Annotated in this window: 19 protein-coding genes; 6 read left to right on the top strand and 13 right to left on the bottom strand. The window is 73.2% G+C overall.

Going from position 1 to position 24149, the window contains the following annotated elements:
* Nucleotides 1–3 precede the first annotated feature (3 nt).
* Both ABT171_RS36025 and ABT171_RS36020 read right to left on the bottom strand, forming a co-directional pair.
* Nucleotides 4–840: a carbohydrate ABC transporter permease gene (locus ABT171_RS36025; protein ID WP_351250625.1), complete on the bottom strand. Its 837-nt coding sequence runs from the start codon at nt 838–840 to the stop codon at nt 4–6.
* Nucleotides 837–1787 carry a carbohydrate ABC transporter permease gene (locus ABT171_RS36020; protein WP_503077940.1) on the bottom strand — a complete coding sequence of 317 codons (951 nt, stop codon included), beginning with the start codon at nt 1785–1787 and terminating at the stop codon, nt 837–839. The genes ABT171_RS36025 and ABT171_RS36020 overlap by 4 nt, the downstream gene beginning before the upstream one ends.
* 116 nt (nt 1788–1903) lie before the next feature.
* On the opposite strand from ABT171_RS36020, the gene ABT171_RS36015 reads away from it, so the two are divergent.
* The gene (locus ABT171_RS36015; RefSeq protein ID WP_351250623.1) at nt 1904–2767 is read left to right on the top strand and encodes a phosphotransferase enzyme family protein; all 864 of its coding nucleotides are present in this window, start codon (nt 1904–1906) and stop codon (nt 2765–2767) included.
* Between the two features lie 24 nt (nt 2768–2791).
* Here the strand turns inward: ABT171_RS36015 and ABT171_RS36010 are convergent, their stop codons facing one another.
* From ABT171_RS36010 to ABT171_RS35995, 4 genes are all read right to left on the bottom strand, one after another.
* Nucleotides 2792–3517 carry a 3'-5' exonuclease gene (locus ABT171_RS36010; protein WP_351250622.1) on the bottom strand — a complete coding sequence of 242 codons (726 nt, stop codon included), beginning with the start codon at nt 3515–3517 and terminating at the stop codon, nt 2792–2794.
* 104 nt (nt 3518–3621) lie between these two features.
* Nucleotides 3622–4860 (bottom strand): DUF5919 domain-containing protein, encoded by a 1239-nt coding sequence (locus ABT171_RS36005; RefSeq protein ID WP_351250621.1) that lies wholly within the window; start codon nt 4858–4860, stop codon nt 3622–3624.
* A 125-nt stretch (nt 4861–4985) separates the two neighbouring features.
* Nucleotides 4986–6299, bottom strand: coding sequence for a copper amine oxidase (locus ABT171_RS36000; protein WP_351250620.1), 1314 nt, complete (start codon nt 6297–6299; stop codon nt 4986–4988).
* Nucleotides 6300–6362: 63 nt separating this feature from the next.
* Nucleotides 6363–7166 (bottom strand): Tat pathway signal sequence domain protein, encoded by an 804-nt coding sequence (locus ABT171_RS35995; protein WP_351250619.1) that lies wholly within the window; start codon nt 7164–7166, stop codon nt 6363–6365.
* Nucleotides 7167–7362: 196 nt separating this feature from the next.
* Between ABT171_RS35995 and glgX the strand changes: the two genes are divergently transcribed.
* Together glgX and treY are read left to right on the top strand one after the other, a co-directional pair.
* Nucleotides 7363–9474 carry a glycogen debranching protein GlgX gene (gene glgX, locus ABT171_RS35990; protein ID WP_351250618.1) on the top strand — a complete coding sequence of 704 codons (2112 nt, stop codon included), beginning with the start codon at nt 7363–7365 and terminating at the stop codon, nt 9472–9474.
* A gap of 41 nt (nt 9475–9515) precedes the next feature.
* Complete coding sequence (gene treY / locus ABT171_RS35985) at nt 9516–11891, top strand: malto-oligosyltrehalose synthase (protein WP_351250617.1); 2376 nt, start codon at nt 9516–9518, stop codon at nt 11889–11891.
* 6 nt (nt 11892–11897) lie between these two features.
* On the opposite strand, the gene ABT171_RS35980 is transcribed toward treY, so the two are convergent.
* A complete protein-coding gene (locus ABT171_RS35980; protein ID WP_351250616.1) occupies nt 11898–12839 on the bottom strand; it encodes a LysR family transcriptional regulator in 942 nt (313 codons plus the stop codon).
* Nucleotides 12840–12927: 88 nt separating this feature from the next.
* Here ABT171_RS35980 and lpdA point away from each other — a divergent pair, with 88 nt between their 5' ends.
* Nucleotides 12928–14385, top strand: a complete 1458-nt coding sequence (lpdA, locus tag ABT171_RS35975; protein ID WP_351250615.1) for a dihydrolipoyl dehydrogenase — start codon at nt 12928–12930, stop codon at nt 14383–14385.
* 138 nt (nt 14386–14523) lie between these two features.
* Nucleotides 14524–15774 carry a M14 family zinc carboxypeptidase gene (locus ABT171_RS35970; RefSeq protein ID WP_351250614.1) on the top strand — a complete coding sequence of 417 codons (1251 nt, stop codon included), beginning with the start codon at nt 14524–14526 and terminating at the stop codon, nt 15772–15774.
* 52 nt (nt 15775–15826) lie between these two features.
* Here ABT171_RS35970 and ABT171_RS35965 read toward each other — a convergent pair whose 3' ends face one another.
* A complete protein-coding gene (locus tag ABT171_RS35965; protein ID WP_351250613.1) occupies nt 15827–16252 on the bottom strand; it encodes an SSI family serine proteinase inhibitor in 426 nt (141 codons plus the stop codon).
* A 108-nt stretch (nt 16253–16360) separates the two neighbouring features.
* Nucleotides 16361–16912 (bottom strand): FHA domain-containing protein, encoded by a 552-nt coding sequence (locus tag ABT171_RS35960; RefSeq protein ID WP_351250612.1) that lies wholly within the window; start codon nt 16910–16912, stop codon nt 16361–16363.
* A gap of 191 nt (nt 16913–17103) precedes the next feature.
* Here ABT171_RS35960 and treZ point away from each other — a divergent pair, with 191 nt between their 5' ends.
* The gene (treZ, locus tag ABT171_RS35955) at nt 17104–18849 is read left to right on the top strand and encodes a malto-oligosyltrehalose trehalohydrolase (RefSeq protein ID WP_351250611.1); all 1746 of its coding nucleotides are present in this window, start codon (nt 17104–17106) and stop codon (nt 18847–18849) included.
* A gap of 71 nt (nt 18850–18920) precedes the next feature.
* On the opposite strand, the gene ABT171_RS35950 is transcribed toward treZ, so the two are convergent.
* The 4 genes from ABT171_RS35950 to phsA all read right to left on the bottom strand — a co-directional run bounded on the left by ABT171_RS35950 (nt 18921) and on the right by phsA (nt 24046).
* Nucleotides 18921–19856, bottom strand: coding sequence for a phosphotransferase family protein (locus tag ABT171_RS35950; protein ID WP_351250610.1), 936 nt, complete (start codon nt 19854–19856; stop codon nt 18921–18923).
* 64 nt (nt 19857–19920) lie between these two features.
* Entirely contained in the window at nt 19921–21048 is a 1128-nt protein-coding gene (locus tag ABT171_RS35945) for an aminopeptidase P family protein (protein ID WP_351250609.1), read from the bottom strand.
* 224 nt (nt 21049–21272) lie between these two features.
* Entirely contained in the window at nt 21273–21839 is a 567-nt protein-coding gene (locus ABT171_RS35940) for a PDZ domain-containing protein (protein WP_351250608.1), read from the bottom strand.
* Between the two features lie 332 nt (nt 21840–22171).
* A complete protein-coding gene (gene phsA / locus ABT171_RS35935) occupies nt 22172–24046 on the bottom strand; it encodes an O-aminophenol oxidase PhsA (RefSeq protein ID WP_351250607.1) in 1875 nt (624 codons plus the stop codon).
* Between the last annotated feature and the right edge of the window lie 103 nt (nt 24047–24149).

Below are 24149 nucleotides of genomic sequence, written 5' to 3'. Positions count from 1 at the left end.
TCATCAGCTCTTCACCGCCCCGGTGAGCAGGCCGGCCGTGATCCGCCGCTGGACCAGGGCGAAGACGGCCAGCGAGGGAAGCGTGGCGAGGAAGGCGGCGGCGGCCAGCGGGCCCAGGTCGGCCACGCCCTCCGCTCCGATGAAATGGGTGAGGACGACGGGCAGGGTCTGCTTCCCGGGGCTCTTGAGCAGCACCAGCGCGAAGAAGAACTCGTTCCACGCGGTGACGAACGCGAACAGCCCCGTCGCCGCGATGCCGGGCGCGAGCAGCGGGGCCGTCACCGACACGAGGGTGCGCAGCCGCCCGGCGCCGTCGACGGCCGCCGCCTCCTCCAGTTCGGCGGGCACCGCCCGCACATGACCGACGAGCATCCACAGCGCGAACGGCAGCGCCCACACGACGTACACCACCACCAGCCCGGCCAGGGAGTCGACGAGGCGCAGGTTCCTCAGCACCAGGAAGAGCGGGATGATCACCAGCACGAAGGGGAACGCCTGACTGATCACCACCCATCCCGTGGCGGCCCGGGCGATCCGGGTGCCGCGGTGCCGGGCCATGACGTACGCCATCGGCGTCGCGAGCAGCACGGCGACGACGGCGGTCGCGAGCGCCACCAGCAGGGAGTTGAACGCGGCGTGCGCGAGGGGCTGTTCCCGGAAGGCCTGCCGGACGCCCGCGAGCGTGGGATGGCGCGGGATCCACGTCGGGTGCAGACTGCCCAGCTCGCGGGGGGACTTCAGGGCGGTGGACAGCAGCCACAGGAGCGGGAAGGCCAAAAAGAGCAGGTAGCAGAGCAGGGCGGTGTACTGACCGGCGCGTGCCGTGCGGCGGGTCCTCATGCCTGGGCACCTCCGCGCAGCCGGCCGGCCAGGAACACCGCGAGCAGGATCGACACGACGGCGACGAGCACGCAGCCCATGGCCGCCGCGTAGCCGAACTGGCCGTACCGGAAGGCCTCTTCGTAGGCGAACAACGAGGGCAGCCGGGTCTTGCCGCCGGGGCCGCCGCTGGTGAGGACGTAGACCAGGGCGAAGGAGTTGAGGTTCCAGATGAGGTTGAGCGCGGTGATGGCGAGGGCCACCGGTCTGAGGGCGGGCCAGGTGACCGCGCGGAAGCGGCGCCAGGCACCGGCGCCGTCGACGGCGGCGGCCTCGTGGAGTTCGCGCGGAACGTTCTGCAGTCCGGCGAGCAGGGCGACCGTGGTCTGCGGCAGACCGGCCCAGACGCCGACGACGATCACCGCGGGCAGGGCGGTGGCCAGGCCGCCGAGCCAGTCGTGGCCGTCGCCGAGGCCGAGGTCGCGCAGGGTCTCGTTGAGGATGCCGGCGTCCGGGTTGTAGACGAGCCGCCACATGATGCCGACGACGACCTCGGGCATCGCCCACGGCACGATGGCGAGCGCGCGGGCCAGCCACCGCAGCCGTAAGTCCTCCCTGAGCAGCAGGGCGAGGCCGAGCGCCAGCAGGAACTGGGGCACGGTGACGCCGGCCGCCCAGACCAGGCCGATGCGGAACGACTCCCAGAAGAGCGTGTCGTGCAGCAGGTCCTGGAAGTTGAGGGCGCCGATCCACCGGGTGGCCCGGGTGCGGCCGGACTGGGCGTCGGTGAACGCGAGCACGACGCCGTAGAGCAGCGGCGCCACGCTGAACAGGAGGATCGGGATCAGGGCGGGCAGGACGAGGAACCAGGTGCCCTGCCCTGCTGCACGGCGACCGCCCGGCCGTCGCACGTCGGCCACGGATGTCACGGAACCAGCCCCTTTGCCTGCTCCGGTTGGCGTGTTCATGGTCGTGAAGGCCCGATACCTCGTCAAGGGACCGTGCACACCGGTCGACCTGGACGAATGCGAGACTGGCCGGGTACTGCACACGCACCACGGCGGGACGGCACGGAGGCGGCACGATGGACGAGGCACGGGCACGGGACGTACTGGCCACGGCGGGAGTGCTGCCGGGGACGGCCCGGGACGCAGCTCTCCTCGCCCTCGGTGAGAATGCGGTGTTCGCCGCCGGTGACCTGGTGGTGAAGGTGGGCCGCGACGCCGGGCTGCTGCCGCGGGCCGGGCGGGAGCTGGACATCGCCCGCTGGCTGGCCGAGGCGGGCGTGCCTGCCGTGCGGGCGGCGGAGCCGGAGCCGCGGCTGGTCGAGGGTCATCCGGTGACCGTGTGGCACCGGCTCCCCGAGTCCGTGCGCCCTGCGGAGCCGGGGGATCTGGCGCGGCTGTTGCGGATCGTGCACGCACTTCCCTCTCCTCCTTTCGCGTTGCCGCCCCGCGAGCTGCTGGGCGGCGTGGAGCGGTGGCTGCGGCTGGCGGGCGAGGCGATCGACGCCGAGGACGCGGCGTACCTGCGTGCACGCCGGGACGGTTTCGCGGCGGCCGCGGCCGCGCTGACGCCCCGTCTGACGCCGGGGCCGATCCATGGCGACGCGCTGCCGCGCAATGTGCACGTCGGGCCGGACGGGCCGGTCCTGGTGGATCTGGAGACCTTCTCGTCGGATCTGCGCGAGCACGATCTGGTGGTCATGGCGCTCTCCCTCGACCGGTACGGGCTGCCCGCCGAGGCGTACGCGTCGTTCGTCGAGGGGTACGGGTGGGATGTGCGGGAGTGGGAGGGCTGTGCGGTGCTGCGCGGCGCCCGGGAGACCGCCAGCTGCGCCTGGGTGGCCCAGCATGCGCCGAGCAACCCGAAGGCGCGGGAGGAGTTCCGGCGGCGGGTGAGGTCGTTGCGGGACGGGGACGAGACGGTGCGGTGGTATCCGTTCTGAGGGTCCCGGTCCTCTCCGGCGCGACTACACCCGCTGGCTCTCGGTCAGCTCCCGCAACGGCCAGGCTCCGTCCACCACAGCGCCGGCGTCCCCCTTGCGGCGCAGGAACGCCTGGAAGTCCGCCGCCCACTCGGCGTACCACTCGATCTGCCGCCGGTGGAGTTCGGCCGGGCTCAGGGCGGCGATCTTCGGGTGGCGGTCGGCTATGGCGGACGCGAGCCGCGCTGCGGCGAGGGCGTCGGCCGGGGCCGTGTGGGCCGCGTCGAGGGATATGCCGTACTCGGCGCAGACCGCTTCCAGGTTCCGCTTGCCGCGGCGGTAACGGTCGACCCAGCGGTCGATGGTGTAGGGGTCGACGACCGGGGCGGGGGCGGGGCCGCCCAGGCGGTCGGAGAGGGACGGCAGGGCGTGGCGGCGCAGTTCCGCGGAGAGCAGGGTGAGGTCGAACGCGGCGTTGTAGGCGACGACCGGGACGCCCGTCTTCCAGTACCCCACCAGGACGTCGGCGATGGAGTCGGCCACCCGGTCGGCCGGGTGGCCCTCGGCCGCCGCCCGCTCGTTGCTGATGCCGTGCACCGCCACCGCGTCGGCCGGGATCTCCACGCCCGGGTCGGCCAGCCATTCCCGGCGCCCCATGGGCTCACCGGCCCTGACCTCGATCACCGCGCCGGTGACGATGCGCGCCTCACGCGGATCGGTCCCGGTCGTCTCCAGGTCGAAGCCGATCAGCAGCTCCTGGTGCCAGCCCATGGGCGGCCCCCCTTCTTGGTGGTGCTTTCCCCCAGTGGCCTCCACCATCGCACGCGGCACTGACAATCCGAGGATCGCGCGTTCCGCTTGCCGTCACCGACGCTTCAGGACACTGGACGCGAATCCGCCCAAGCCAGCTCGAACTCCTCGCGATATGTCGGGAAAAGACCGGCTTCGCCCACGTCGTCCGACTTGACCAGCTTGCTGCCGTTGCGGAGCACCAGTACCGGCGACTCCATCCCGCGTGCGCCGCGCAGATAGGACTGCACCACGGCGATGCCGTCGGCGCCGTCGCCGTCCACCAGGTAGGCGGTGAAGCGCGGTGTCTCGTCGTAGACCTGGATCTCGAAGGCGCCCGGGTCGCGCAGCCGGGAGCGGACCCGGCGCATGTGCAGGATGTTCATCTCGACGGACCGGCTCAGTTCGCCCCGTTTCATCCCGAGTTCGCGCTCGCGGCGCTTGACCGAGCTGGAGGCCGGGTTGAGGAAGAGCAGCCGTACCCGGCAGCCGGACTCGGCGAGCCGGAGCAGACGGCGGCCGGAGAAGTTCTGCACCAGCAGGTTGAGGCCGATGCCGATGGCGTCGAGGCGGCGGGCGCCGCCGAACAGGTCCTCGGCCGGGAACTGCCGCATCAGCCGCACCCGGTCCGCGTGGACGGCCACCACGTCCGCGTACCGGTCGCCGACCAGGTCCTCGACCGCGTCCACCGGCAGCCGGCGTGCGGAGGGCACGTCACCGCCGGCACCGAGCATCTCCAGCAGCCGGGCCGAGGCGCGCTCGGCCTGGTGCAGGACCGCCTCGGACAGCGCCCGGTTGCGGGAGACGACGTTGCGGGTGACCTCCAGCTCGTCCAGGGCGAGTTCGAGGTCGCGGCGCTCGTCGAAGTACGGCTCGAAGCACGGCCAGTGCTGCACCATCAGCTCGCGCAGCTGCGGCAGGGTGAGGAAGCTGAGCACGTTGTCGTCGGCCGGGTCGAGCAGGTAGCCCTTGCGGCGGCTGACCTCCCGCACGGCGACCGCGCGCTGCACCCACTCCTGTCCGGCCGGGCCGGCCGCGGCGACCACCCAGTCGTCCCCGTGCACGGGTTCGTAGATGGGCCGCAGCACGGCGGCGACGACCGCGCGCAGGCGTTGTTCGACGAGGTTCAGCCAGATGTAGGCCCGGCCGGCCCGCTGGGCGCGGGTGCGCACCTCGCGCCAGGCGTCGGCGTCCCAGTCCAGCTCCGGCCCGATGGATCCCGCGTCCATCGGGCGGGCCAGTGACACCGCGCCGGGCGGGACGTCTGTGGAGCTCCCCTCGTGACCCTCGTCACCAGGGGGCAGCTCCAGCCCTCCCGAGCCCACCCGTGCACCGCCTTCCGCTCCCCCGGGCCTTTCCCGTCTCAACGATCAAGGAAGGGTACTCCGCGAGGGGTCGGGGGTGCAGCCGGATGGACAGGTCGGTTTCTCTTCCGTCTGCGTCAACTAGGCTAGCCCCAATGGCCGTTCTGCCCCGCCAGATCACGCGGAGTGAGCGGATTCATAGCCGTGACGTCCCGCGGGGCGATGCTGAAGCCCTGCCAGTGCACCGGCATGGGTTGCTGGTCCTCGTCGCGCGCGATGTGGTGGAAGCCGACGTTCATCCAGATCACCGGGTGGGTCAGGGGCTGTCCGCCGATCCACTTGTCGACCGCTGCGGGGTGTCCGCGGCCGCAGACCGCCGGGTTGTCGCTGGCGAACAGTTCGCACGGGTTGTACTCGGTGACGTACAGGTCGTGCTTCGTGAAGCCGCGGCCGGGGTACTTGGTGGTGGGTCCGGGGACGATCTCGTACGAACGGGCGTGCCCGTCCTTGTTCCTGCCGGTCGCGCTGACCACCCGCCACCAGCGGTAGTCCTTCAGGTCTCCGGCGAGCTCCCCGGTGACCTCCGTACGGGTGGTCTTCGTGGTCGGGCCGTGCTCTGCGCCGGTGCGGGGGCTGACGGCCGAGTCGTACTGTTCGACCTTCGTCTTCGACGAGCCGTCGAGGCCGAAGTCCAGCCGCCAGAAGACGTTGTGGCTGTGGCTGGTGGCATAGGCCTTGGCGCCCTTGCCGATGGGCCAGCCGCGTCCGTCACCGGCGTCGTAGTCCTCCCAGGACAGACTGCCGGTCGCACCGACGTTCATGGCGATCGTGCCGTCGTCCTGGAAGCGCCATTCGGTGATGTACTCGTACCAGCCGACCTGGTTGACGGTGTAGACCAGGAAGTCCTTGCCCTGGGCCTGGTACACCCTGTCCGTGCCGGTGTCGTGCAGGCGGTAGGCGTGACCGCGGGAACGGGTGGTCGCGCACAGGCCCCTGACGTCCGGGTGGTCCGGGTCGATCGCGTCGGGGACCTTGACGGTCTTGAGGGTGCCGCCGGGGCACTCGGCGGGCGACAGGTTCATCAGCGCCTGGGCGAAGTCCTCGTCCGTCAGGTCGCTGTACTCGTGCTGTCCGTCGTCGTAGGGGACGTGGATCTGGCCGAGCCTGGCGCTGTTCAGGACCCTGATCGGCTTCGGCTCGCCCTTGGGCTGGTAGCTGATCTTCTCCAGGACGAGGCCGGCCTTGCTGTCGTAGTGCCAGCACATGCGCCAGGTCGTGCCGGTGGAGAGCCTCTGTTCGAGGCGGTAGGCGGTGCTGCAGTCCGCGGCGGGCGCGGCGGCGCTCGTCCCCGGCCGGGCCGCGGCCGGTCCGGCGGCGGTCGTGGCGCCGGCGGTCAGCGCGGTCGCGGCCAGTCCGGCGGCCGCGACCCTGCGCGCACGGCGGAATCGGTACTCGGGCATGCCGAAGGGCTCCCTTTCACGAGGTGGAGGCTCAGGCGGGTACAGGCCTGAGGAAACGTTTGGTCAGCCGTGGTCGAGCGCGGTGACCTTGCGCGCGCTCAGGTCGATCACCATGGCCCTGGTGTCGATCCAGGGTCCGTTCCTGACCTTGGTGAACAGCCGGACGCAGCGGTGTACGCCGCACTGGCCGAGGGCCGCGGGCCGGCCGCCCGGAACCGCCCGGTAGATGCCGCCGCTGAGCAGCAGCTGGTCCGGGGAGGTGAGTTGCCTGCCGGTGGCGTCCTGGTAGTCGGCCTTCAGGCCCGCGCCGAGCGGGGCGGCGATCAGCAGCCGGGCCGCCTCGGCGTTCTCGGCCCGGCTCGGCGGCGGCTGGACGCCGCGCTGGGTGCCGGTCCGCTCCACCGTGCCGGTGTCCAGGTCGACGGTCCTGGTGACGAGGGTGTCGTCGCGGTAGTCGTAGAAGGTGAGGTCGGCCCGGCGCGGCGCGCCGGGGTGGTCCGCCTCGCCGGCCTCGGGTTCGGCGAGGTCGGCGCTCAGACGCTGCGGTCCGCGGCCCCCCGCGGCGTTCTCGCCCGTGCGCTGCAGCTGCCCGGTCAGGGCGATCCGCTCGGCCCGCCGGATCTCGTCGTCGGTCAGCGGATCGCGGCCGGTGCCGCTGCCGCCCTCGGCCGGCGCCTGTTCCACGACGGCGGGCCGGATCCCGTCCGGGCCCTGACCGGCCCGCGTACCGCCGCCGCGCGCGCCTCCCGGCGCGTCCGCCCCCGCCGTGCCCGGCAGGCCGATCGCGACCGCCGCGGCGGTCCCCGCCGCCGCGAGGGCCACTCCTGCCACTAACGTCCCCAGATGGCGGTGCACTGTCTCACGCACATGGCCCCCTGCTCCCCGTCGTCCCACGGGGGTACGTGTTGCCCCACTGGTTCGGCACACGGCGGGTACGAGCGCCGTCGCGTGCGCTGGTCGGTGGGTAAGAGGGACGCAAGACGCGGGAGGTTCCGTCACTTTCGGCAGGACTCGGGGGCCAACGCGGCCCCAGGGCGGCGGCACACCTGGGAGAGTCGTATCCATGCAGGTCTGGCCTGGAGAGGCGTATCCGCTCGGCGCCACCTATGACGGCGCCGGAACCAACTTCGCGGTCTTCACGGAGGCCGCGGACCGAGTAGAGCTGTGTCTGCTGCACGACGACGGCTCGGAGACGGCGGTGGAACTGCGCGAGAGCGACGCGTTCGTGCGGCACGCGTACGTGCCGGGCGTGATGCCGGGACAGCGGTACGGGTTCCGCGTGCACGGCCCGTACGACCCCGGGCGCGGGCTGCGCTGCAACTCCGCGAAGCTGCTGCTCGACCCGTACGCGAAGGCGGTCAGCGGCACCATCCGCTGGGGCGAGGAGGTGTACGGCTACCACTTCGGCGCGCCCGAGCAGCGCAACGACCTGGACTCGGCGCCGCACACCATGGCCTCGGTGGTGATCAACCCGTACTTCGACTGGGGCGACGACCGGCCGCCGCGCACCGAGTACCACCACACGGTGATCTACGAGGCCCATGTGAAGGGCCTGACCATGCGTCACCCGGGGCTCCCGGAGGAACTGCGGGGCACGTACGCGGCGCTCGCGCACCCGGCGGTCATCGACCACCTGACCAAGCTGGGGGTGACGGCGCTCGAACTGATGCCCGTGCACCAGTTCGTGAACGACCACCGGCTGGTCGACCTGGGCCTGAGCAACTACTGGGGCTACAACACCATCGGCTTCTTCGCCCCGCACAACGCGTACGCCTCCTGGGGCGACCGCGGCCAGCAGGTCCTGGAGTTCAAGTCGGCGGTCCGGGCGCTGCACGAGGCCGGGATCGAGGTTATCCTCGACGTGGTCTACAACCACACCGCCGAGGGCAACCATCTGGGCCCGACGCTGTCCTTCAAGGGCCTCGACAACCCGTCGTACTACCGGCTGACGGACGACCGCCGCTACTACATGGACACCACGGGCACCGGGAACTCGCTGCTCATGCGCTCCCCGCACGTTCTCCAGCTGATCATGGACTCGCTGCGGTACTGGGTCACCGAGATGCGTGTCGACGGCTTCCGCTTCGATCTCGCGGCGACCCTGGCCCGGCAGTTCCACGAGGTGGACCGGCTGTCGTCGTTCTTCGACCTGGTGCAGCAGGACCCGGTGGTCTCCCAGGTGAAGCTGATCGCCGAGCCGTGGGACGTGGGCGAGGGGGGCTACCAGGTGGGCAACTTCCCGCCGCTGTGGACCGAGTGGAACGGCAAGTACCGGGACACGGTACGGGACCTGTGGCGGGGCGAGCCGAGGGCGCTCGCGGAGTTCGCCTCGCGGCTGACCGGCTCCTCGGACCTCTACCAGGACGACGGCCGCCGCCCGCTGGCCTCGATCAACTTCGTCACCTGCCACGACGGCTTCACGCTGCACGACCTCGTCGCGTACAACGACAAGCACAACGCGGCCAACGGCGAGGACAACCGGGACGGCGAGAGCCACAACCGCTCCTGGAACTGCGGGGTGGAGGGCGAGACGGACGACCCGGAGGTGCTCCGGCTGCGCGCCCGGCAGATGCGGAACTTCCTCGCGACGCTGATGCTGTCCCAGGGCGTGCCGATGATCAGCCACGGCGACGAGTTCGCCCGCACCCAGCGCGGCAACAACAACGCCTACTGCCAGGACAACGAGATCTCCTGGGTGCAGTGGCCGGAGTCCCCGGAGAGCGACCTGCTGGAGTTCGTCCGTGCCATGGTGTGGCTGCGCCGGGACCACCCGGTCCTGCGCCGGCGCCGCTTCTTCCACGGCCGTCCGGTGGAGGGCACCCATGACGAGCTGTCCGACATCGCCTGGTTCACCCCGGAGGGCTCCGAGATGACCCAGCGGGACTGGGACTCGGCGCGGGTGTCCGCGCTGACGGTCTTCCTGAACGGCAACGCGATCTCCGAGCCGGGTCCGCGCGGGGAGCGCATCACCGACGACTCGTTCCTGCTGATGTTCAACGCCTCTCCGGCGCCGCTCGACTTCCTGGTGCCGGTCGACCACGGCCGGCAGTGGCAGGTGGTCGTCGACACCGCCCAGCCGGACGGGGTGCCGCCGGGATCCGGTACGAAGGTCGGGGCGGGCGACCGGATCACGTTGCCCGACCGCAGCCTGACGGTGCTGCAGCGGCCGGCGTAGCCGATGACACGAAAGGCGGCGAGCTGGGTACGGAGGTTTCCATGACTTCTGCGCGCCCCGGACCGGAGGTGCCCACGGCCACCTACCGGCTGCAACTCCAGCCCGCGTTCCCGTTCGCCGCCGCTGCCGCGGCCGTACCGTACCTGGCGTCGCTCGGCGTCTCGCACCTGCACCTGTCCCCCGTCCTGGAGGCCGTGCCCGGCTCCCCGCACGGCTATGACGTGGTGGACCACGCGCGCGTGCGCGAGGAACTGGGCGGCGAGGAGGGCCTGCGGTCGCTGTCGCGGACCGCGCGGGAGCACGGACTCGGCCTGGTGGTGGACATCGTGCCGAACCACATGGCCATGGCCCCCCGCCACAACCACGCCCTGTGGGAGGTGCTGCGCGAGGGCCCCGGTTCGCCGTACGGGCGCTGGTTCGACATCGACTGGGAGGCGCAGGGCGGGCGGGTGCTGCTGCCGGTGCTCGGCGGTCCGGTCGGCTCCCAGCTGCAGCACCTCGTGGTCGACGGCGATGTGCTGCGCTACCACGAGCACGCCTTCCCGCTGCGGGCGGGCACCGCGGAGCTGCCGCTGCCGGAGCTGCTGGACGCCCAGTGGTACCGCCCGGTGTGGTGGCGGCTGGCCCGTACCGAGCTGAACTACCGGCGGTTCTTCAGCATCTCGGAGCTGATCGGGCTGCGGGTGGAGGATCCGGAGGTGTTCGACGCCACCCACGCCAAGATCCTGCAGCTGCTCGACGAGGGCGTGATCGACGGGCTGCGCGTCGACCATCCCGACGGGCTCGCCGACCCCGACGGCTATCTCGCGCGGCTGCACGAGGCGACCGGCGGGCGCTGGACGGTGGTGGAGAAGATCCTCGCCGACGGCGAGCGGCTGCCGTCCGCCTGGCCCGTCGCGGGCACCACCGGCTACGACGCCCTGCGCCAGGTCGACGGCCTGTTCACCGACCAGACGGGGGCGTACGAACTGCTGGGCCGCTACCGCGCGTTCGCGGCCCCGCAGACGGACCGGGGCGGCAACTGGGAGGCGACGGTACGGCGGGCCGCCTACAAGGTGCTCACGCACGAGCTGGCCGCCGAGACCGACCGGCTCACCCGGGTCGCCACCCGGCTGTGCGCCACCTCGCCGGACCTGGACCTGCGCGACCGGGCGCCCTGGGCGCTGCGCACGGCCGTGGAGGAGCTGCTCGTCCGCATGCGGGTGTACCGGCCGTACGCCTCCGAGGACGCCTCCGCCGTCGTCACCGAGGAGGCCGCGGAGGAGGCCCGGCTCGCGTTCGTGGTGCCCGAGGAGGCGGAGGCCGTCGGGATCGTGCGCCGGCTGCTGGTGGAGCCGCCCGGTGACCCGTTCGCGCCGGACCACGCCGACCGGGTGGAGTTCCGCACCCGGTTCGCGCAGACCGCCTCCGCTCTGCGCGCCAAGTCGGTCGAGGACACGGCGTTCTACCGCTATGTGCCGCTGCTGTCGGCGACCGAGGTGGGCGGCGATCCGGGCCGGCCGGGGGTGTCCCCGGAGGACTTCCACGCGTACTGCGCGCGCGTGCAGCGCGACTGGCCGGTCACCGGCACGGTGGTCTCCACGCACGACACCAAGCGCAGCGCCGACGTGCGGGCCGCGCTGGCCGTGCTCACCGAGTGCCCCGGCCGGTGGGCGGAGCTGCTGGCCGAGGTGAACCGTCTCCCGGAGGGCGTGGGCGTGCCGGACGGGCAGCTGGCCTGGGCGGCCTGGCAGACGGTGTTCGGGCTGGGGGCCGCCGAGGAGGAGCGGGTGCAGCGGGCACTGCTGAAGCACGTGCGCGAGGCGGGCATGTACACCAGCTGGACGGAGCAGGAGCCGCCGTACGAGGAGGCGGTGGCCGCGTTCGTCGCCGCCGGGCCGTGCGGGGCGCCCGGCGAGCGCGTGGCCGCGTTCCGCAAGGCGCTGGACCCGCACGTCCGGGCCAATGTGCTCGGCACCGCGCTGGTCCATCTGACGATGCCGGGGGTGCCGGACGTGTACCAGGGCACGGAGGGCGAGTACCGGGCGCTGGTGGACCCGGACAACCGGCGTCCGGTGCCGTTCCCGGCCGAGACGCCCGGTGAGAAGGACGCGCTGACGGCGGCGGCCCTGCGGCTGCGCGCGCGGCGTCCGGACGCCTTCGGCCGGGCCGCGTCGTACGAACCGCTGACCGCCGAGGGCCCGGCGGCCGAGCACTGTGTGGCGTTCGCACGCTCCGGCGAGGCGGTCACGGCGGTGACCCGGCTGTCGCTGCGGCTCGCGGAGACCGGCGGCTGGCGGGACACCCGGCTGACGCTGCCTCCGGGCCGGTGGGCCGACGTGCTGACCGAGGGACGGGAGTTCACGGGGCACGCGCGCGTGGCGGACCTCTTCGCCCGGCTGCCGGTGGTGCTGCTGGAGCGGGTCGCGGAGCAGTGAGACGGCTCAGCGGACCGGCACCGCGGCCGGCCGGCAGTCCTCGTACGACCGTGGCGGCAGGTCACCGAGAGCGGACCAGGTGGTGCACAGGAGGTCCACGAAGGCCTCGGCGGCCCCGGCGGGCGGCACGCGCGCGTAGACCGCCAGGGGGCGCTTCCAGGCCGGGTCGGGGCTGAGGACCGTGCAGTCCTCACCGACGGCACCGCGCACGATGTGGGCGGGTGCGACGCACACCCCGACGCCGGCCGCGGCCATGCGCACGGCTGTCGAGGTGTGCTCGGTCCACACGGCGGTCAGCGGCGTGAACCCGGCCCGCGCGCACGCCCAGTCGAGGAAGCGTGCGCCGTGCACGACGGGCTCCATGGCGCAGCGGATCCAGGCGCGGCCGGCGAGTTCCGGCAACGTCACCGTCGTACGGCCCGCGAGCCGGTCGTCGAACGGGACCACCAGGACGAGTTCCTCCTCGCCGACCGGTACGACGGTGCCGGGCGGGTCGGCGGGCTCCGGCCCGAACGCGAGGTCGGCGGTGCCCCGCTGCACGGCCTCTTCGAGCGCCTCGGTGGTGGCGTACTCGTGCAGGCGCAGCAGGACCCGGGGGCGGGCCGTGCGCCAGCGGGCGAAGACGTCGGGCAGGACACCCACGGCGAGGGAGTGCAAGGTGGCGATGTGCAGTTCGCCGCCCTCGGCGCCGGCGGTGGCACGCGCCGCCCGGCGGGCCTGTGCGGCGCTGCGGACGGCGAGTTCGGCGTGCGGCAGGAACGCGCGCCCCATGGGGGTGAGGCGCACGCCGCGGGCCATGCGCTCCAGCAGGGCGCCCCCGACCGATTTCTCCAGGGCCTTGATCTGGTGCGAGAGCGCGGGCTGCGTGACGTGCAGGGTCTCCGCCGCACGGGTGAAGGACGCCTCCTGGACGACCGTCACGAAGTACTCCATCTGCCGCAGGCTCAACTCCCCCGCCTCCCATGAACATCCTGCATGACATCCACAACAACATTGCCTTGGACTCATGACAAGGGGCGGACGGAGAGTGGATGCCATGACCATCAACACACCGGATGTCATCGTCATCGGCGGCGGCACGGGCGGCTACGGCACCGCCCTGCGCGCCGCCGCCCTCGGACTGGACGTCGTCCTCGTCGAACGCGACAAGGTCGGCGGGACCTGTCTGCACCGGGGCTGCATACCGAGCAAGGCGATGCTGCACGCCGCCGAACTGGTCGACGGCATCGCCGAGGCGCGCGAGCGGTGGGGTGTGAAGGCCACGCTGGACTCGGTCGACTGGGCGGCGCTGGTAGCCACACGGGACGACATCGTGGCGCGCAACCACAAGGGGGTCGAGGCGCATCTGGCACACGCCGGTGTGCGGGTGGTGCGGGGCAGCGCGCGGCTGACGGGGCCGCGCACGGTGCGCGTGGAGGGCGTGCACGACGGAGGCGCGCCCGGCGCGCAGCAGCAATCCGCGCCCGGCGTGCACGATGTCACCGCGCGCCGCGGGATCGTCCTCGCCACCGGCTCGCGCCCGCGCCTGCTCCCGGGGCTCGTGCCCGACGGGCGGCGCGTGGTGACCAGCGACGACGCGCTGTTCGCGCCGGGGCTGCCGGCGTCCGTCCTGGTGCTGGGCGGGGGCGCGATCGGTGTGGAGTACGCCTCCTTCCACCGGTCCATGGGCGCTCAGGTCACTCTGGTGGAGGCCGCGGAGCGGATCGTGCCGCTGGAGGACGCCGATGTGAGCCGGCATCTGACGCGCGGCCTGAAGAAGCGCGGGATCGATGTGCGGGCGGGCGCCCGGCTGCTGGACGCGGAGGTGCTGGACAACGGCGTACGCGCGCGGGTGCGCACCGCCCGCGGCGAGGTGCAGACGGTGGAGGCGGAGCGGCTGCTGGTGGCCGTCGGCCGGGCGCCGGTCACCGAGGGCCTGGGCCTGGACGCGGCCGGCCTGACGACGGACGAGCGGGGGTTCGTCGTACCGGCGGACTGGAACCGGCTGGAGACGGCCGTACCCGGCATCCATGTCGTCGGGGACCTGCTCCCGCCGCCCTCTCCGGGCCTCGCCCACGCCTCGTTCGCGGAGGCCCTGCTCGTCGCCGAGACGCTGGCGGGGCTGCCGTCGGCCCCGGTGGACTACGCGGCCGTGCCCCGGGTGACGTACTCCTCGCCGCAGACGGCCTCGGTGGGGCTGACCGAGACCGAGGCACACGCGCGTGGGCGCGAGGTGGAGGTCAACACCATGCCGCTGACGGCCGTCGCCAAGGGCATGGTGCACGGCCAGGGCGGCATGGTGAAGGTCGTCGCCGAGGCCGGCGGCGGGCAGGTGCTCGGGGTGCACCTGGTCGGCCCGAACGTCTCGGAGATGATCGCCGAGAGCCAGCTGATCGTCGGCTGGGACGCCGAGCCCTCGGACGTGGCCCGGCACGTGCACGCGCACCCGACGCTGTCGGAGGCGGTGGGCGAGGTGTTCCTGACCCTCGCGGGACGCGGCCTGCACCAGCAGTGAGCGCGCGGCACGCACCGCCCGCGCCGCGCCCCCGCGCCCGAGTCCGGGCGCCCCCGGTAGCCTCCCCCGCAGCATTCTTGACAGTTCACCCGTCACGTGCGGGACTTGGAGGGCGAAGCCGGGCGGAACAAGTCGGGGGTGAGTCTTCTGCCGGAGCTGCGCTATCCCAGCGTTCCCGAACTGACCGCCTCCGCACAGGCGTTGGCCGCTCGGGAACCCGGGCTGTGCTCGCTCAGGCAGGTGGGCGTCTCGCGCGCGGGAAGACCCCTGCACCTGCTGTCGGTGGGGCATGCCCGGCGGGCGGTGCTGGTGGTCGCCGGCGCCCATGCCAACGAGCCGACCGGGGGCTCCACCCTGCGGGTGCTTGCCGAACGAGTGCTGGCCGAGCGGGAGCTGCGGGCGGACACGTCCTGGCACTTCCTGCTGTGCGCGGATCCGGACGGTGCGAGCCTGCATGTGACACCGGCGCCGCGCAGCCTGCTCGACTACCACCTCGGCTTCTACCGGCCCACGGGCGCCGAGCAGCCGGAGTGGTCGCCGTCCGTGCTGCCGCCGGACCGGCTGCCGCCCGAGACCCGGGCGCTGACCGGGGTGATCGACGACCTGCGGCCCTACCTGCAGGTGACCCTGCACGGCACCGACCTGGGCGGCAGCTGGGTGCAGCTGACCAGGGACGTGCCGGGGCTCGCCGAGCCGTTCGCCAAGTCGGCGGCGCAACTGCACATCCCGGTGGAGACGGGCGCCTCGGACGCCGCCGGATGGCCGGCCTCCGGCCCCGGGGTGCACGTCATGCCCGGCCCGGACACGGGCGCCGCCTACCCGAGCATGCCGGACGACGCACGGCACAGCACCTGGTACCACGTGCACCGCTACGGCGGTCTGACGGCCGTGGTGGAGGTGCCGATGTGGGCCAGCGACCTGGTGGACGATCCGGCGCCGCACCCGGCTCCGGCGGCGGCGATGCGGCGCCTGGCGCGGCGGCTGCTGCGGGACTCGCTGGAAGTGGAGCGGATCCTCGTCGAGGCGCTGCCCCGCCTCGACGGCGCCGACGGTCCGCTGCTGCGGGCGGCGCGCTGGGCGCTGGAGCTGATCCCGGGCCTGGCCGAGGACTGGATCCACACCCCGCCGGCCGGTACGACGATGGCGTACGTCGGCAGCGTGGACGCCTTCGGGCGGCGGCTGCCGCTGCGCGCGGCGGCGATGCTGCTGAGGGTGCTGCGGGAGACGGACGACCGGGCGGCGCCGCGGCTGGAACAGCTCGTCACCGCCTGGTGCGATGCCTTCGCGGCGCGTTTCCGGGCCCGCTGGGTGCCGTTGGAGCACCAGGTGGAGCACCAGTCCCGGACGGTGCTCGTGGCGGCACAGCAGGCCCGTGAGCGGGTGCTGTGAGGCCGCCCGCACCGCCCCGCGCCGCCCGTGTCACGCCTCCCGCCGGCCCGGCTCAGTGCTCCACGGCGAACACCGCTCCCGTCCGTGCCTCCATGACGCACTTGCTGGAGTAGGTCTCCTGGTAGTCGACCGGACGTCCGTTCCACTCCCCGTGCGCGTGCACGGTCACGGGAGCGTAGATCATCGGGCAGACGACCTTCTTCTTCGGGATGCGGGCGATGTCCCCCTCGGCGGCAGCGAGTTCGGCACAGGCCTCGGCCGCGCGCGCGTACCCCAGGGGCAGCGGGTCGCACAGCAGCAGGGTGCCGTGCTTGTCGCCGGACTGGACGGTCTCACCGGGGGTGACGGTGAGATAGAGCCAGTTGTCGGTCAGGGGGAACGTGCCGCGGGGTGCCGCCTGGGCCGGGGCCGCGGCGAGCAGGCCGGCGGCCGCCAGCAGGGCGCCGGCAGCCGCTGTGACTCTGGTGATGTACGTCATGCCCCTTGCATCGGCACGCCGGCGCTCGTTCCGCAGCCCGGCTCACCCGATTGGGAGGGCACGCGCGCGTGAGCGTGCGCCGGTTCGCGCACGGCGGGCCGTCGCCGCTCAGCTCGTGGCGAGCCGGAACGCCGTCCGGCCGAAGGCGACCTGGTCGCCCGCGCGGACGACGACCGAGCCGATCAGCCGGCGGCCGTTGACGGTGGTGCCGTTGGTGGAGCCGAGGTCCCTGAGGACCCACAGGCCCGCCTGATGGCTGAGTTCGGCGTGCACACGGGAGACGGTCTCGTGGTTCAGGCGCAGGCCGCACGCGGGATCGCGGCCGATGCGCAGCGGGTGGGCGTGCGCGGGGTGCGGCAGCAGCAGCTTGGGCAGCCGCTCTGCCTGCCAGGCGCGGCGCAGCCGTACGGTGAACCCGGAGACGGCCTCGACGGTGCCGAGGACCGCGCGGGAGAAACGGTTCTCGCGGGGCAGATCGGCGACCAGGGCGGCCAGTTCGTCGGCATGGCGGGCGGCCAGCGCCAGCTCCATGCGGCGTACGAACGTGTCGTGCGAGAGCCGGCCCAGGGCGACGCCGTCACGCAGCACCCGCAGCGCCTTGTCGCGCTCCTCGTCGGAGGGCCGCGCGGGATAGGTGGAGAACTCGAAGGACGACGTCACGCAGGTGATTGTCGGGCAGTGGTCCCCGGGTGTCCAGGAAACGGGGAATCGGCGCCGGTCTGCGCGTACTTCCACGACACCCACCGGGAAGGGGCGAATTCGAGAGCGGATTGATCGTCCGGGCGGGCACGATGGGGACCCGGGACATCACGGTGAGCAGGCGAGACATCACAGACGAAGGGGAACCGTCCGTGCAGTTCGAGGTGTGGGCACCGCAGGCAGGCCGAGTGACGCTCCATTGCGAGGGGGGTACGCGCGCGTTGACGCGCGATCCCGGCCGCGCGGGCTGGTGGACGGGGGAGGCGGAGGCCGGTGACGGGACCCGGTACGGCTTCGCGCTGGACGACGGACCCGTGCGGCCCGATCCGCGCTCGCGCCGCCAGCCGGACGGCCCGGACGGGCTGAGCGCGGTCGTGGACCACGGGCGCCACGCGTGGCGTGCGCGGTGGGCGGGGCGCGGGCTTCCGGGTGCCGTGCTGTACGAGCTGCACGTGGGCACGTACACCCCCGAGGGCACGCTCGACGCGGCGGCTGCCCGGCTGGAGCATCTGGTGGAACTGGGCGTGACCCATGTCGAGTTGATGCCGTTGTGTCCGTTCCCCGGGCGCCACGGGTGGGGTTACGAGGGGGTGTCGCTGTGGGCGGTGCACGAGCCGTACGGCGGTCCCGAGGCGCTGAAACGCTTCGTTGACCGGGCGCACGAACTCGGACTCGGTGTCGTCCTGGACGTCGTGCACAACCACTTGGGCCCGTCGGGCAACCATCTGCCCGCTTTCGGGCCGTACTTCACGGACACGCACCACACGCCGTGGGGCTCGGCGGTGAACCTGGACGCGCCGGGTTCGGACGAGGTGCGCGCGTTCCTCGTCGGCAGCGCGCTGGCGTGGCTGCGGGACTACCGGATCGACGGGCTGCGGCTGGACGCGGTGCACGCGTTGTACGACACGCGCGCGTGCCACTTCCTGGAGGAGCTGTCGGCGGCCGTGGACGGCCTCGCCGAGGAGCTGGGCCGGCCGCTGTTCCTGATCGCCGAGTCGGACCTGAACGACCCGCGGTACATCACCCCGCGCGCGGAGCACGGCCTCGGGCTGCACGCACAGTGGAACGACGACTTCCACCACGCCCTGCACACCGCGCTGACCGGCGAGTCCCAGGGCTACTACGCCGACTTCGCCCGGGCCCCGTTCGCCGCGCTCGCCAAGACGCTCACCGGCGGCTACTTCCACGACGGCACGTACTCGTCGTTCCGGGGCCGGCACCACGGCCGCCCGCTGGACCGTGCGCGGGTGGCCGGGCACCGGCTGCTCGGCTACAGCCAGACCCACGACCAGGTCGGCAACCGCGCCCAGGGCGACCGCCTCTCCGCCCGCCTCTCCCCCGGGCTGCTGGCCTGCGCGGCGACGCTGACGCTGACCTCGCCGTTCACGCCGATGCTGTTCATGGGCGAGGAGTGGGCGGCGGGCACGCCCTGGCAGTTCTTCACCGACCACACCGATCCGGAGCTGGCCGAGGCGGTACGGCGGGGCCGGCGGCGGGAGTTCGCGGCACACGGCTGGGCCGAGGAGGACGTACCGGACCCGCAGGACCCGGCGACCCGGGAGCGGTCCTGCCTCGACTGGTCGGAGCCGGAGCGCGAGCCCCACGCGCGCGTGCTCGCCTGGTACCGGCAGCTGATCGCGCTGCGCCGCGACCAGCCCGACCTCACCGACCCCGACCTGGCCGACACGAAGGCGGCGTACGACGAGCAGGCCCGCTGGCTGGCCTTCCGGCGTGGTGACGTCCGCGTGGCGGTGAACCTCGGCGAGGAACCGGCGGCCATCCCCCTGGGCACCCGCCCGGCGGTGGTCCTGGCGGCCTGGGAGCCGGTGCGGCTGCCGGGACCGGACGGGCTGCTCCACCTCCCCGGGGAGTCGTGCGTGGTCCTGTCGCAGCCGTAGGGAGCCCGCCCACCGCACGGCCACGCGGCGGAGCCGCATGTCGATACGGTCCCGCGCCCCTTCGGGGCGCGCTACGGCTCCGGCTCGTCCTCCTTGAAGTCCGACAACCGCTCCAGGAGGATCGGCTCCCAGGCCCGCCGCAGCTGGGTGCGGAGCAGGGGGAGGGAGCCCACCGCACGGCCTTCCAGGTGGGCGGCGAGTCGCATGACCGTGTCGCAGCGGGCGAGCCACAGGCCGCGCAGACAGGGGCGGGCGCCGTAGCCGGCCAGGGTGGCGGCGCGGACGGCCGCCGGGGAGCCGACGGCGACGGCGAGCCCGGCGATGTCCTCGGCCGGGTCGCCCCAGGCCGCCTGGGTCCAGTCCAGGATGCCGCGGACCCGCCCGTCGGCGCTGACCACCACGTGCTCGCCGGTCAGACCGTGGTGGGTGAGGACGGCGGTGGCTGGCTGCGCGGCGAGCTGGGCCGCGCCGGGCGGGGTCAGCTGGTGCAGCCGGGCGGCGTCGAACTCGTCGGCCGCGGCGAGCCTCTCGGCGGCGTGTACGGCCATGCGGCGCAGCGCCTCCAGGGAGCGCGGGGCGCTGCGCGACACGCCGAGCGTCTCGGCCTGCCGTACGGGCACCGCGCGCAGCCCTGCGAGCAGCCCGGCGAGGTCGGCCTCGCCGACGGCGGAGACGTCGTGCTCGTCGGCCGTGCCACCGGGCACCTTGGTGTCCAGGGTGTAGGCGAGGCCGGGCGCCCAGTCGCCGTGCGCGACGCTGGTGGGGACGGCGACGGGCACGTGCGGGCGGACCAGGTCGCGCAGGCGCAGTTCCCGGCGGCGGGCGGCCGAGGACTCGCGGTCGGGCGCGAGCCGCAGCACATGGCGGGTGCCGACCCACCACGTGTACGCGCGGCCCTCCGTCACGGGCCGCACATCGGGTCCCCCGGTGCCGTCGCCGCCCTCCTTGAGCAGCGAACGGACCAGTCTGCGGACGGTGTCCGCGGTGGGTGTCGGTGCCTGGGTCATGGGTCGCGCGTCGCCGTTCCTGGATGTCGTCGAGGGTGAGTCTCCTGGGTCGCTCCGTGGTCCCTCAGTCCACTATGACCATGTCACGCGTGGTGTTGTTGAGGCGGCGCCCGCCGTCCTCGGTCACCGTGACGATGTCCTCGATGCGCACCCCGAAACGGCCGGGGAGGTAGATGCCGGGCTCCACGGAGAAGCACATGCCGGGCACGAGGGGCTGTTCCTCACCCTCGATCATGTACGGCGGTTCGTGCGTGGTCACGCCGATGCCGTGTCCGGTGCGGTGGACGAAGTACGCGCCGTACCCGGCGTCGGTGATCACCGCGCGGGCGGCCCGGTCGACCTCCTGGCAGGCCACACCGGGCCGTACGGCCTGGTAGCCCGCCTCCTGGGCCTCGCGCACGATGTCGTGCACCCGGCGCTCCTCCTCGGTGGGCTCGCCGACGTGGACCGTGCGGGTGGTGTCGGAGCCGTAGCCGTCCTTCAGGCCGCCGAAGTCCAGCACGACCATGTCGCCGTGCCGGACGACGCGGTCGCCGACCTCGTGGTGCGGGTTGGCGCCGTTGGGGCCCGAGCCGACGATGGTGAAGTCGACCTGTTCGTGCCCGAAGCGGCGCAGCAGGCCGGCGAGGTCGCGGCCGACCTCGGACTCTCGGCGGCCGGCGAAGGGAACTTTGCGGATCTCCTCGAACGTTGCGTCGGCAGCCGCTCCGGCGGCGGCGAGGAGGTCCAGTTCCGCGGCGTCCTTGACGGCGCGCAGCATGGGGAGGGCGTCGGTGAGAGAGGCGTAGGAGGTGTCGGGCAGGGCCCGCTGCAGGCCCAGCAGGTGCATGGCCCAGGTGTTGTCGCTGATGCCGAACCGGCCGTGGCCGTCGAGGAGCGCCGCGGTGACGGCGTAGGGATCCTTGCCGTCGGTCCAGTCGCGCAGGGTGAGCGCGGACGCGCCGACCGCGTGCTCGGCGTCCGGGGCCTCCAGGGTCGGCACGACGAGCACGGGATCCCGGCCGGGGGCGAGGACCAGCACGGTGAGCCGTTCGGTGACGGCGGTGGGTGTGTAGCCGGTGAGCCAGACCATGTCCGGCCCCGGTGCGACGAGCAGCCCCGCGAGGCCGGCGTCGGCCGCGGAGCGCGCGGCGCGCTCCATGCGGGCCCCGTAGTCGGCGGCGGTGAAGGGCGCGGGCGTACTACCGGTCATCCGGGCCTCCGGGCGCGGGTGGGAAAACGGGCGAGGGCGTCTCGGGCAGCATCCTGCCCGGCCGGACAGGGTCACGCGAGCCGATCGCCGGTGTTCCACGCGGGCCACGCTGGGAGTGGCAGGGACTCGGCATGGGGCCATCATGGCGCGGGGTGCGGATGGTGACCAGCGAGATTCCCGGGGTGAGCGAGAGGGCGTGAGGTGGGGGCCGACGTCGGCCCCGCTCAGATCGCCAGCCCCGGCAGGACCGTCAACTGCTGGTAGCCCCCTCCGGCGTGACGCACGGTGAGGAGCACCGGTTTGCCGGGCCGGGCACGGGCGACGGCCCGGGCGAGGTCGGCGGCGGTGTCCACGCGGGCGGAGCCGAACTGCAGCAGGACGTCCCCGCGGATCAGGCCGGCCGCATAGCCGGGGCCGGGCACGTGCACACCCACGACCAGGGCGCCCGCCTTCTCCGCGTCGACGGCCTCGACGCCCAGGGTCGCCCTGGGTGCGGCGGCCGGAGCGGGGGTCGGGGTGGTGGCGGGGGTGGGCCGGGCCGACGGCTTGGCCGGCGGGGTCTGGCGCTGCAGCTCCGCGAGCCTGCTCAGGCCGATCACGGTGGCCCCGACCGTGCCGATGCCGACGCCGGACAGCACCAGCAGGGTGCCGGTGCACAGGCCGAACAGCACGGTCCGCAGCCGCCGTCCGCGCCGGCGGGCGGCGTGCGGGCGGTGGGCCGGGGCGGGGGTGCCGCCCCGCCGCGGATCCTGACCGGGCATCGGCTTGGGACGCAACGCAGTGTGTTCCATGATTCGCTCGCCTCCGGCTGGTGCTCTACCCGGGGCGGCGGGCCGCGACGAGACACGAACGAGTGAGACTGGCCGGAGGGTGGCGGAGGGTAGCCATTACCCCTGGGACCCCGCAGTCCTCACACCGCGCCCACCGGCTTCCGCACCACCACCCCGCCGCCGCTCCCCGGGGACTTCCGCCGTGGACGGCCCCGGACCGCCGGACGACGACCCCGTGGACCCCGCGCCGCAGCCACTCGGCTCGTCGCGCCCCCGGGCCGCCCCGACGGCCACCGGATCCTTGTCCCAGGGGCCGTCGGCGACCGTGGCCGCCGGTGCCGGGGCGCCGTGGATCAGCCCGGGTGGCCCTCGCCGTGGCCGCCGTGGGCGCCGCCGTGGTCGAACGTCATCGCCTCGGGCGGCATCACGACGAAGGGCCGCATCATGCCCATGTCCTCGTGCTCCAGCAGATGGCAGTGGTACATGAACCGGCCGTACGCCCCGTCGAAGCGGCCCATGACCCGCAGCATCTGGCTCCCGGGCACCCGGAAGACGTCCTTGTGGCCCCGTTCGTTGGGTGCGAGCGGGATCGACCGGCCGGTGTCGTACCGCAGCGGGGTGCGGGTGCCGCCGACGGCCGGGTCGAAGCCCGAGACGTCGTACGCGTCGCGGCCGAGCAGCTGGAAGTCGGCCAGATGGATGTGCATCGGGTGGACGATGGGCGCGAGGTTGAGGAAGCTCCACTGCTCGTAGCCGCCCTCGGCGATGGTGAAGCCGAGGGCGTCGTTGAACGTCCGGGAGGTGCGCCGGTACGTCTTCGTGGTGCCGTCGGGCCCGGTGACCTGGACGATGCCGTCGGCCGGGAGCGTGAGGCCGCTCGGGTCCTCGGCCTCGGTCATCTCCCAGATCTCCGGGTGGCCGCCGGCGCCCTTGGTGGCGGGCGGGGTGAGCAGGACCAGCCGGTGGCCGTGCGGGAGGTCGTGGGTGAGGCGGCGGAAGGAGCCGGAGAGCACCTCGGGCAGTTCGAAGGTGTCCTCCTCGCACGTCTCGCGGACGCGGAACTCCAGCACCGCCGGGTAGCGCACGTCACCGGCCGGGTCGGGCACGCCCGCCGGCTGGTTGCGGCCCTTGTTCACCAGCCGCAGGGTCCGGCCCGCCAGCGCGCGGAAGTCGACCAGCAGGTCGAAGCGCTCGGCCGGCGCGGCGGTCAGCGTGGGCAGGTCCCCGTCGAAGTCGATCGGCACGGGGCGCGGCAGCAGTCCGCCGTCGCTGCCTGTCTGGTGCACGACCCCCGGCACCGGATCGCCGTCCTCGTCGGTCAGGACGAGTTCGAAGATGCGCGCGTTCGACGCGTTGACCAGCCGGAAGCGGTACCACGCCGCGTCCACCTCGGTGTACGGCCAGATGCGGCCGTTGACCGTGGTGTACGGGCCGGTGAAGGGTATGGAGACGGGCTTCCCGGTCTCCGGGTTGCTCTGCTGGACGACCACCGTCTTGTGCAGCAGCCGGCCGTTGAGGCGGCCGTCCTCGTCGGTGTCGAGATTGCGGTCGGCGATCAGCAGCGGGATCTCCCGCTCCCCGGACGGCAGGTGAAGGGCGTCCTCCTCGTCGTCACGGACGAGGTAGGTGCCGTACAGGCCCGTCATCACGTTCCACCGGGTGATGTTCATGGCGTGGTCGTGGTACCACCACTGCACCGCCTGGTGGTCGTTCGGATACTCGGACAGCTGGGCGTCGCCGTATCCGACGGCGTTGTCCGCCCAGCCGTCGTTGCCGCCGCCGGTCCGGGCGCCGTGCAGATGGGTCACCGTCCAGGCGGGCAGGGCGGCGACGTCCTTGTTCGGCTCGACGCCCTCGCGGCCCGGCTCGGTGGAGGCGGGCGGGGTGCCGGGCGCGCGGGCGGGCACCTCGACGGAGGTGACCGGATACTCGCCGTCCTTCGGGACCCGGTTGGTCCAGGCGATGCGGACGCGCTGTCCGCGCCGCACCTCGATGGTCGGGCCGGGCACCTGTCCGCCGTACCCCCACATCAGGGTCGGCGGCAGTTGCGGGTGGAGGCGCACCCAGGTCGGGCGCACCGCGATCTCGGTCTCGCGCAGGACGTCGCCCGTGGCGGGCCGCAGGACGGGCGGGACGGTCAACGGCGCCAGGTAGGGCACCAGTTCGTCCGCCGCCGGCGCCTGCTTCCCCGCCGTCTCCTCGGTGAGCCTGTCGACGGTCTCGGTCAAGGTCGAACACCCCCGTGTGTTCGTGGTCTGTTGTTCCCCTTACTTCACAAGACTCCCGAGGTCTCACCGAAGTTCCCAGAATGCCCGCTTCCGTACGCGAAGA

It is taken from the genome of Streptomyces sp. NPDC001851, assembly GCF_040297165.1.
Lineage (GTDB): Bacteria > Actinomycetota > Actinomycetes > Streptomycetales > Streptomycetaceae > Streptomyces.
This window is presented reverse-complemented; position numbering and strand designations above follow the sequence as displayed.

Excerpts from the sequence above, each read along its gene's own strand:
- ABT171_RS36025 (WP_351250625.1), bottom strand. The coding sequence starts at position 840 with ATGAGGACCCGCCGCACGGCACGCGCCGGTCAGTACACCGCCCTGCTC.
- ABT171_RS36020 (WP_503077940.1), bottom strand. The coding sequence starts at position 1,787 with ATGAACACGCCAACCGGAGCAGGCAAAGGGGCTGGTTCCGTGACATCC.
- ABT171_RS36015 (WP_351250623.1), top strand. The coding sequence starts at position 1,904 with ATGGACGAGGCACGGGCACGGGACGTACTGGCCACGGCGGGAGTGCTG.
- ABT171_RS36010 (WP_351250622.1), bottom strand. The coding sequence starts at position 3,517 with ATGGGCTGGCACCAGGAGCTGCTGATCGGCTTCGACCTGGAGACGACC.
- ABT171_RS36000 (WP_351250620.1), bottom strand. The coding sequence starts at position 6,299 with ATGCCCGAGTACCGATTCCGCCGTGCGCGCAGGGTCGCGGCCGCCGGA.
- glgX (WP_351250618.1), top strand. The coding sequence starts at position 7,363 with ATGCAGGTCTGGCCTGGAGAGGCGTATCCGCTCGGCGCCACCTATGAC.
- treY (WP_351250617.1), top strand. The coding sequence starts at position 9,516 with ATGACTTCTGCGCGCCCCGGACCGGAGGTGCCCACGGCCACCTACCGG.
- lpdA (WP_351250615.1), top strand. The coding sequence starts at position 12,928 with ATGACCATCAACACACCGGATGTCATCGTCATCGGCGGCGGCACGGGC.
- ABT171_RS35965 (WP_351250613.1), bottom strand. The coding sequence starts at position 16,252 with ATGACGTACATCACCAGAGTCACAGCGGCTGCCGGCGCCCTGCTGGCG.
- ABT171_RS35950 (WP_351250610.1), bottom strand. The coding sequence starts at position 19,856 with ATGACCCAGGCACCGACACCCACCGCGGACACCGTCCGCAGACTGGTC.
- ABT171_RS35945 (WP_351250609.1), bottom strand. The coding sequence starts at position 21,048 with ATGACCGGTAGTACGCCCGCGCCCTTCACCGCCGCCGACTACGGGGCC.
- ABT171_RS35940 (WP_351250608.1), bottom strand. The coding sequence starts at position 21,839 with ATGGAACACACTGCGTTGCGTCCCAAGCCGATGCCCGGTCAGGATCCG.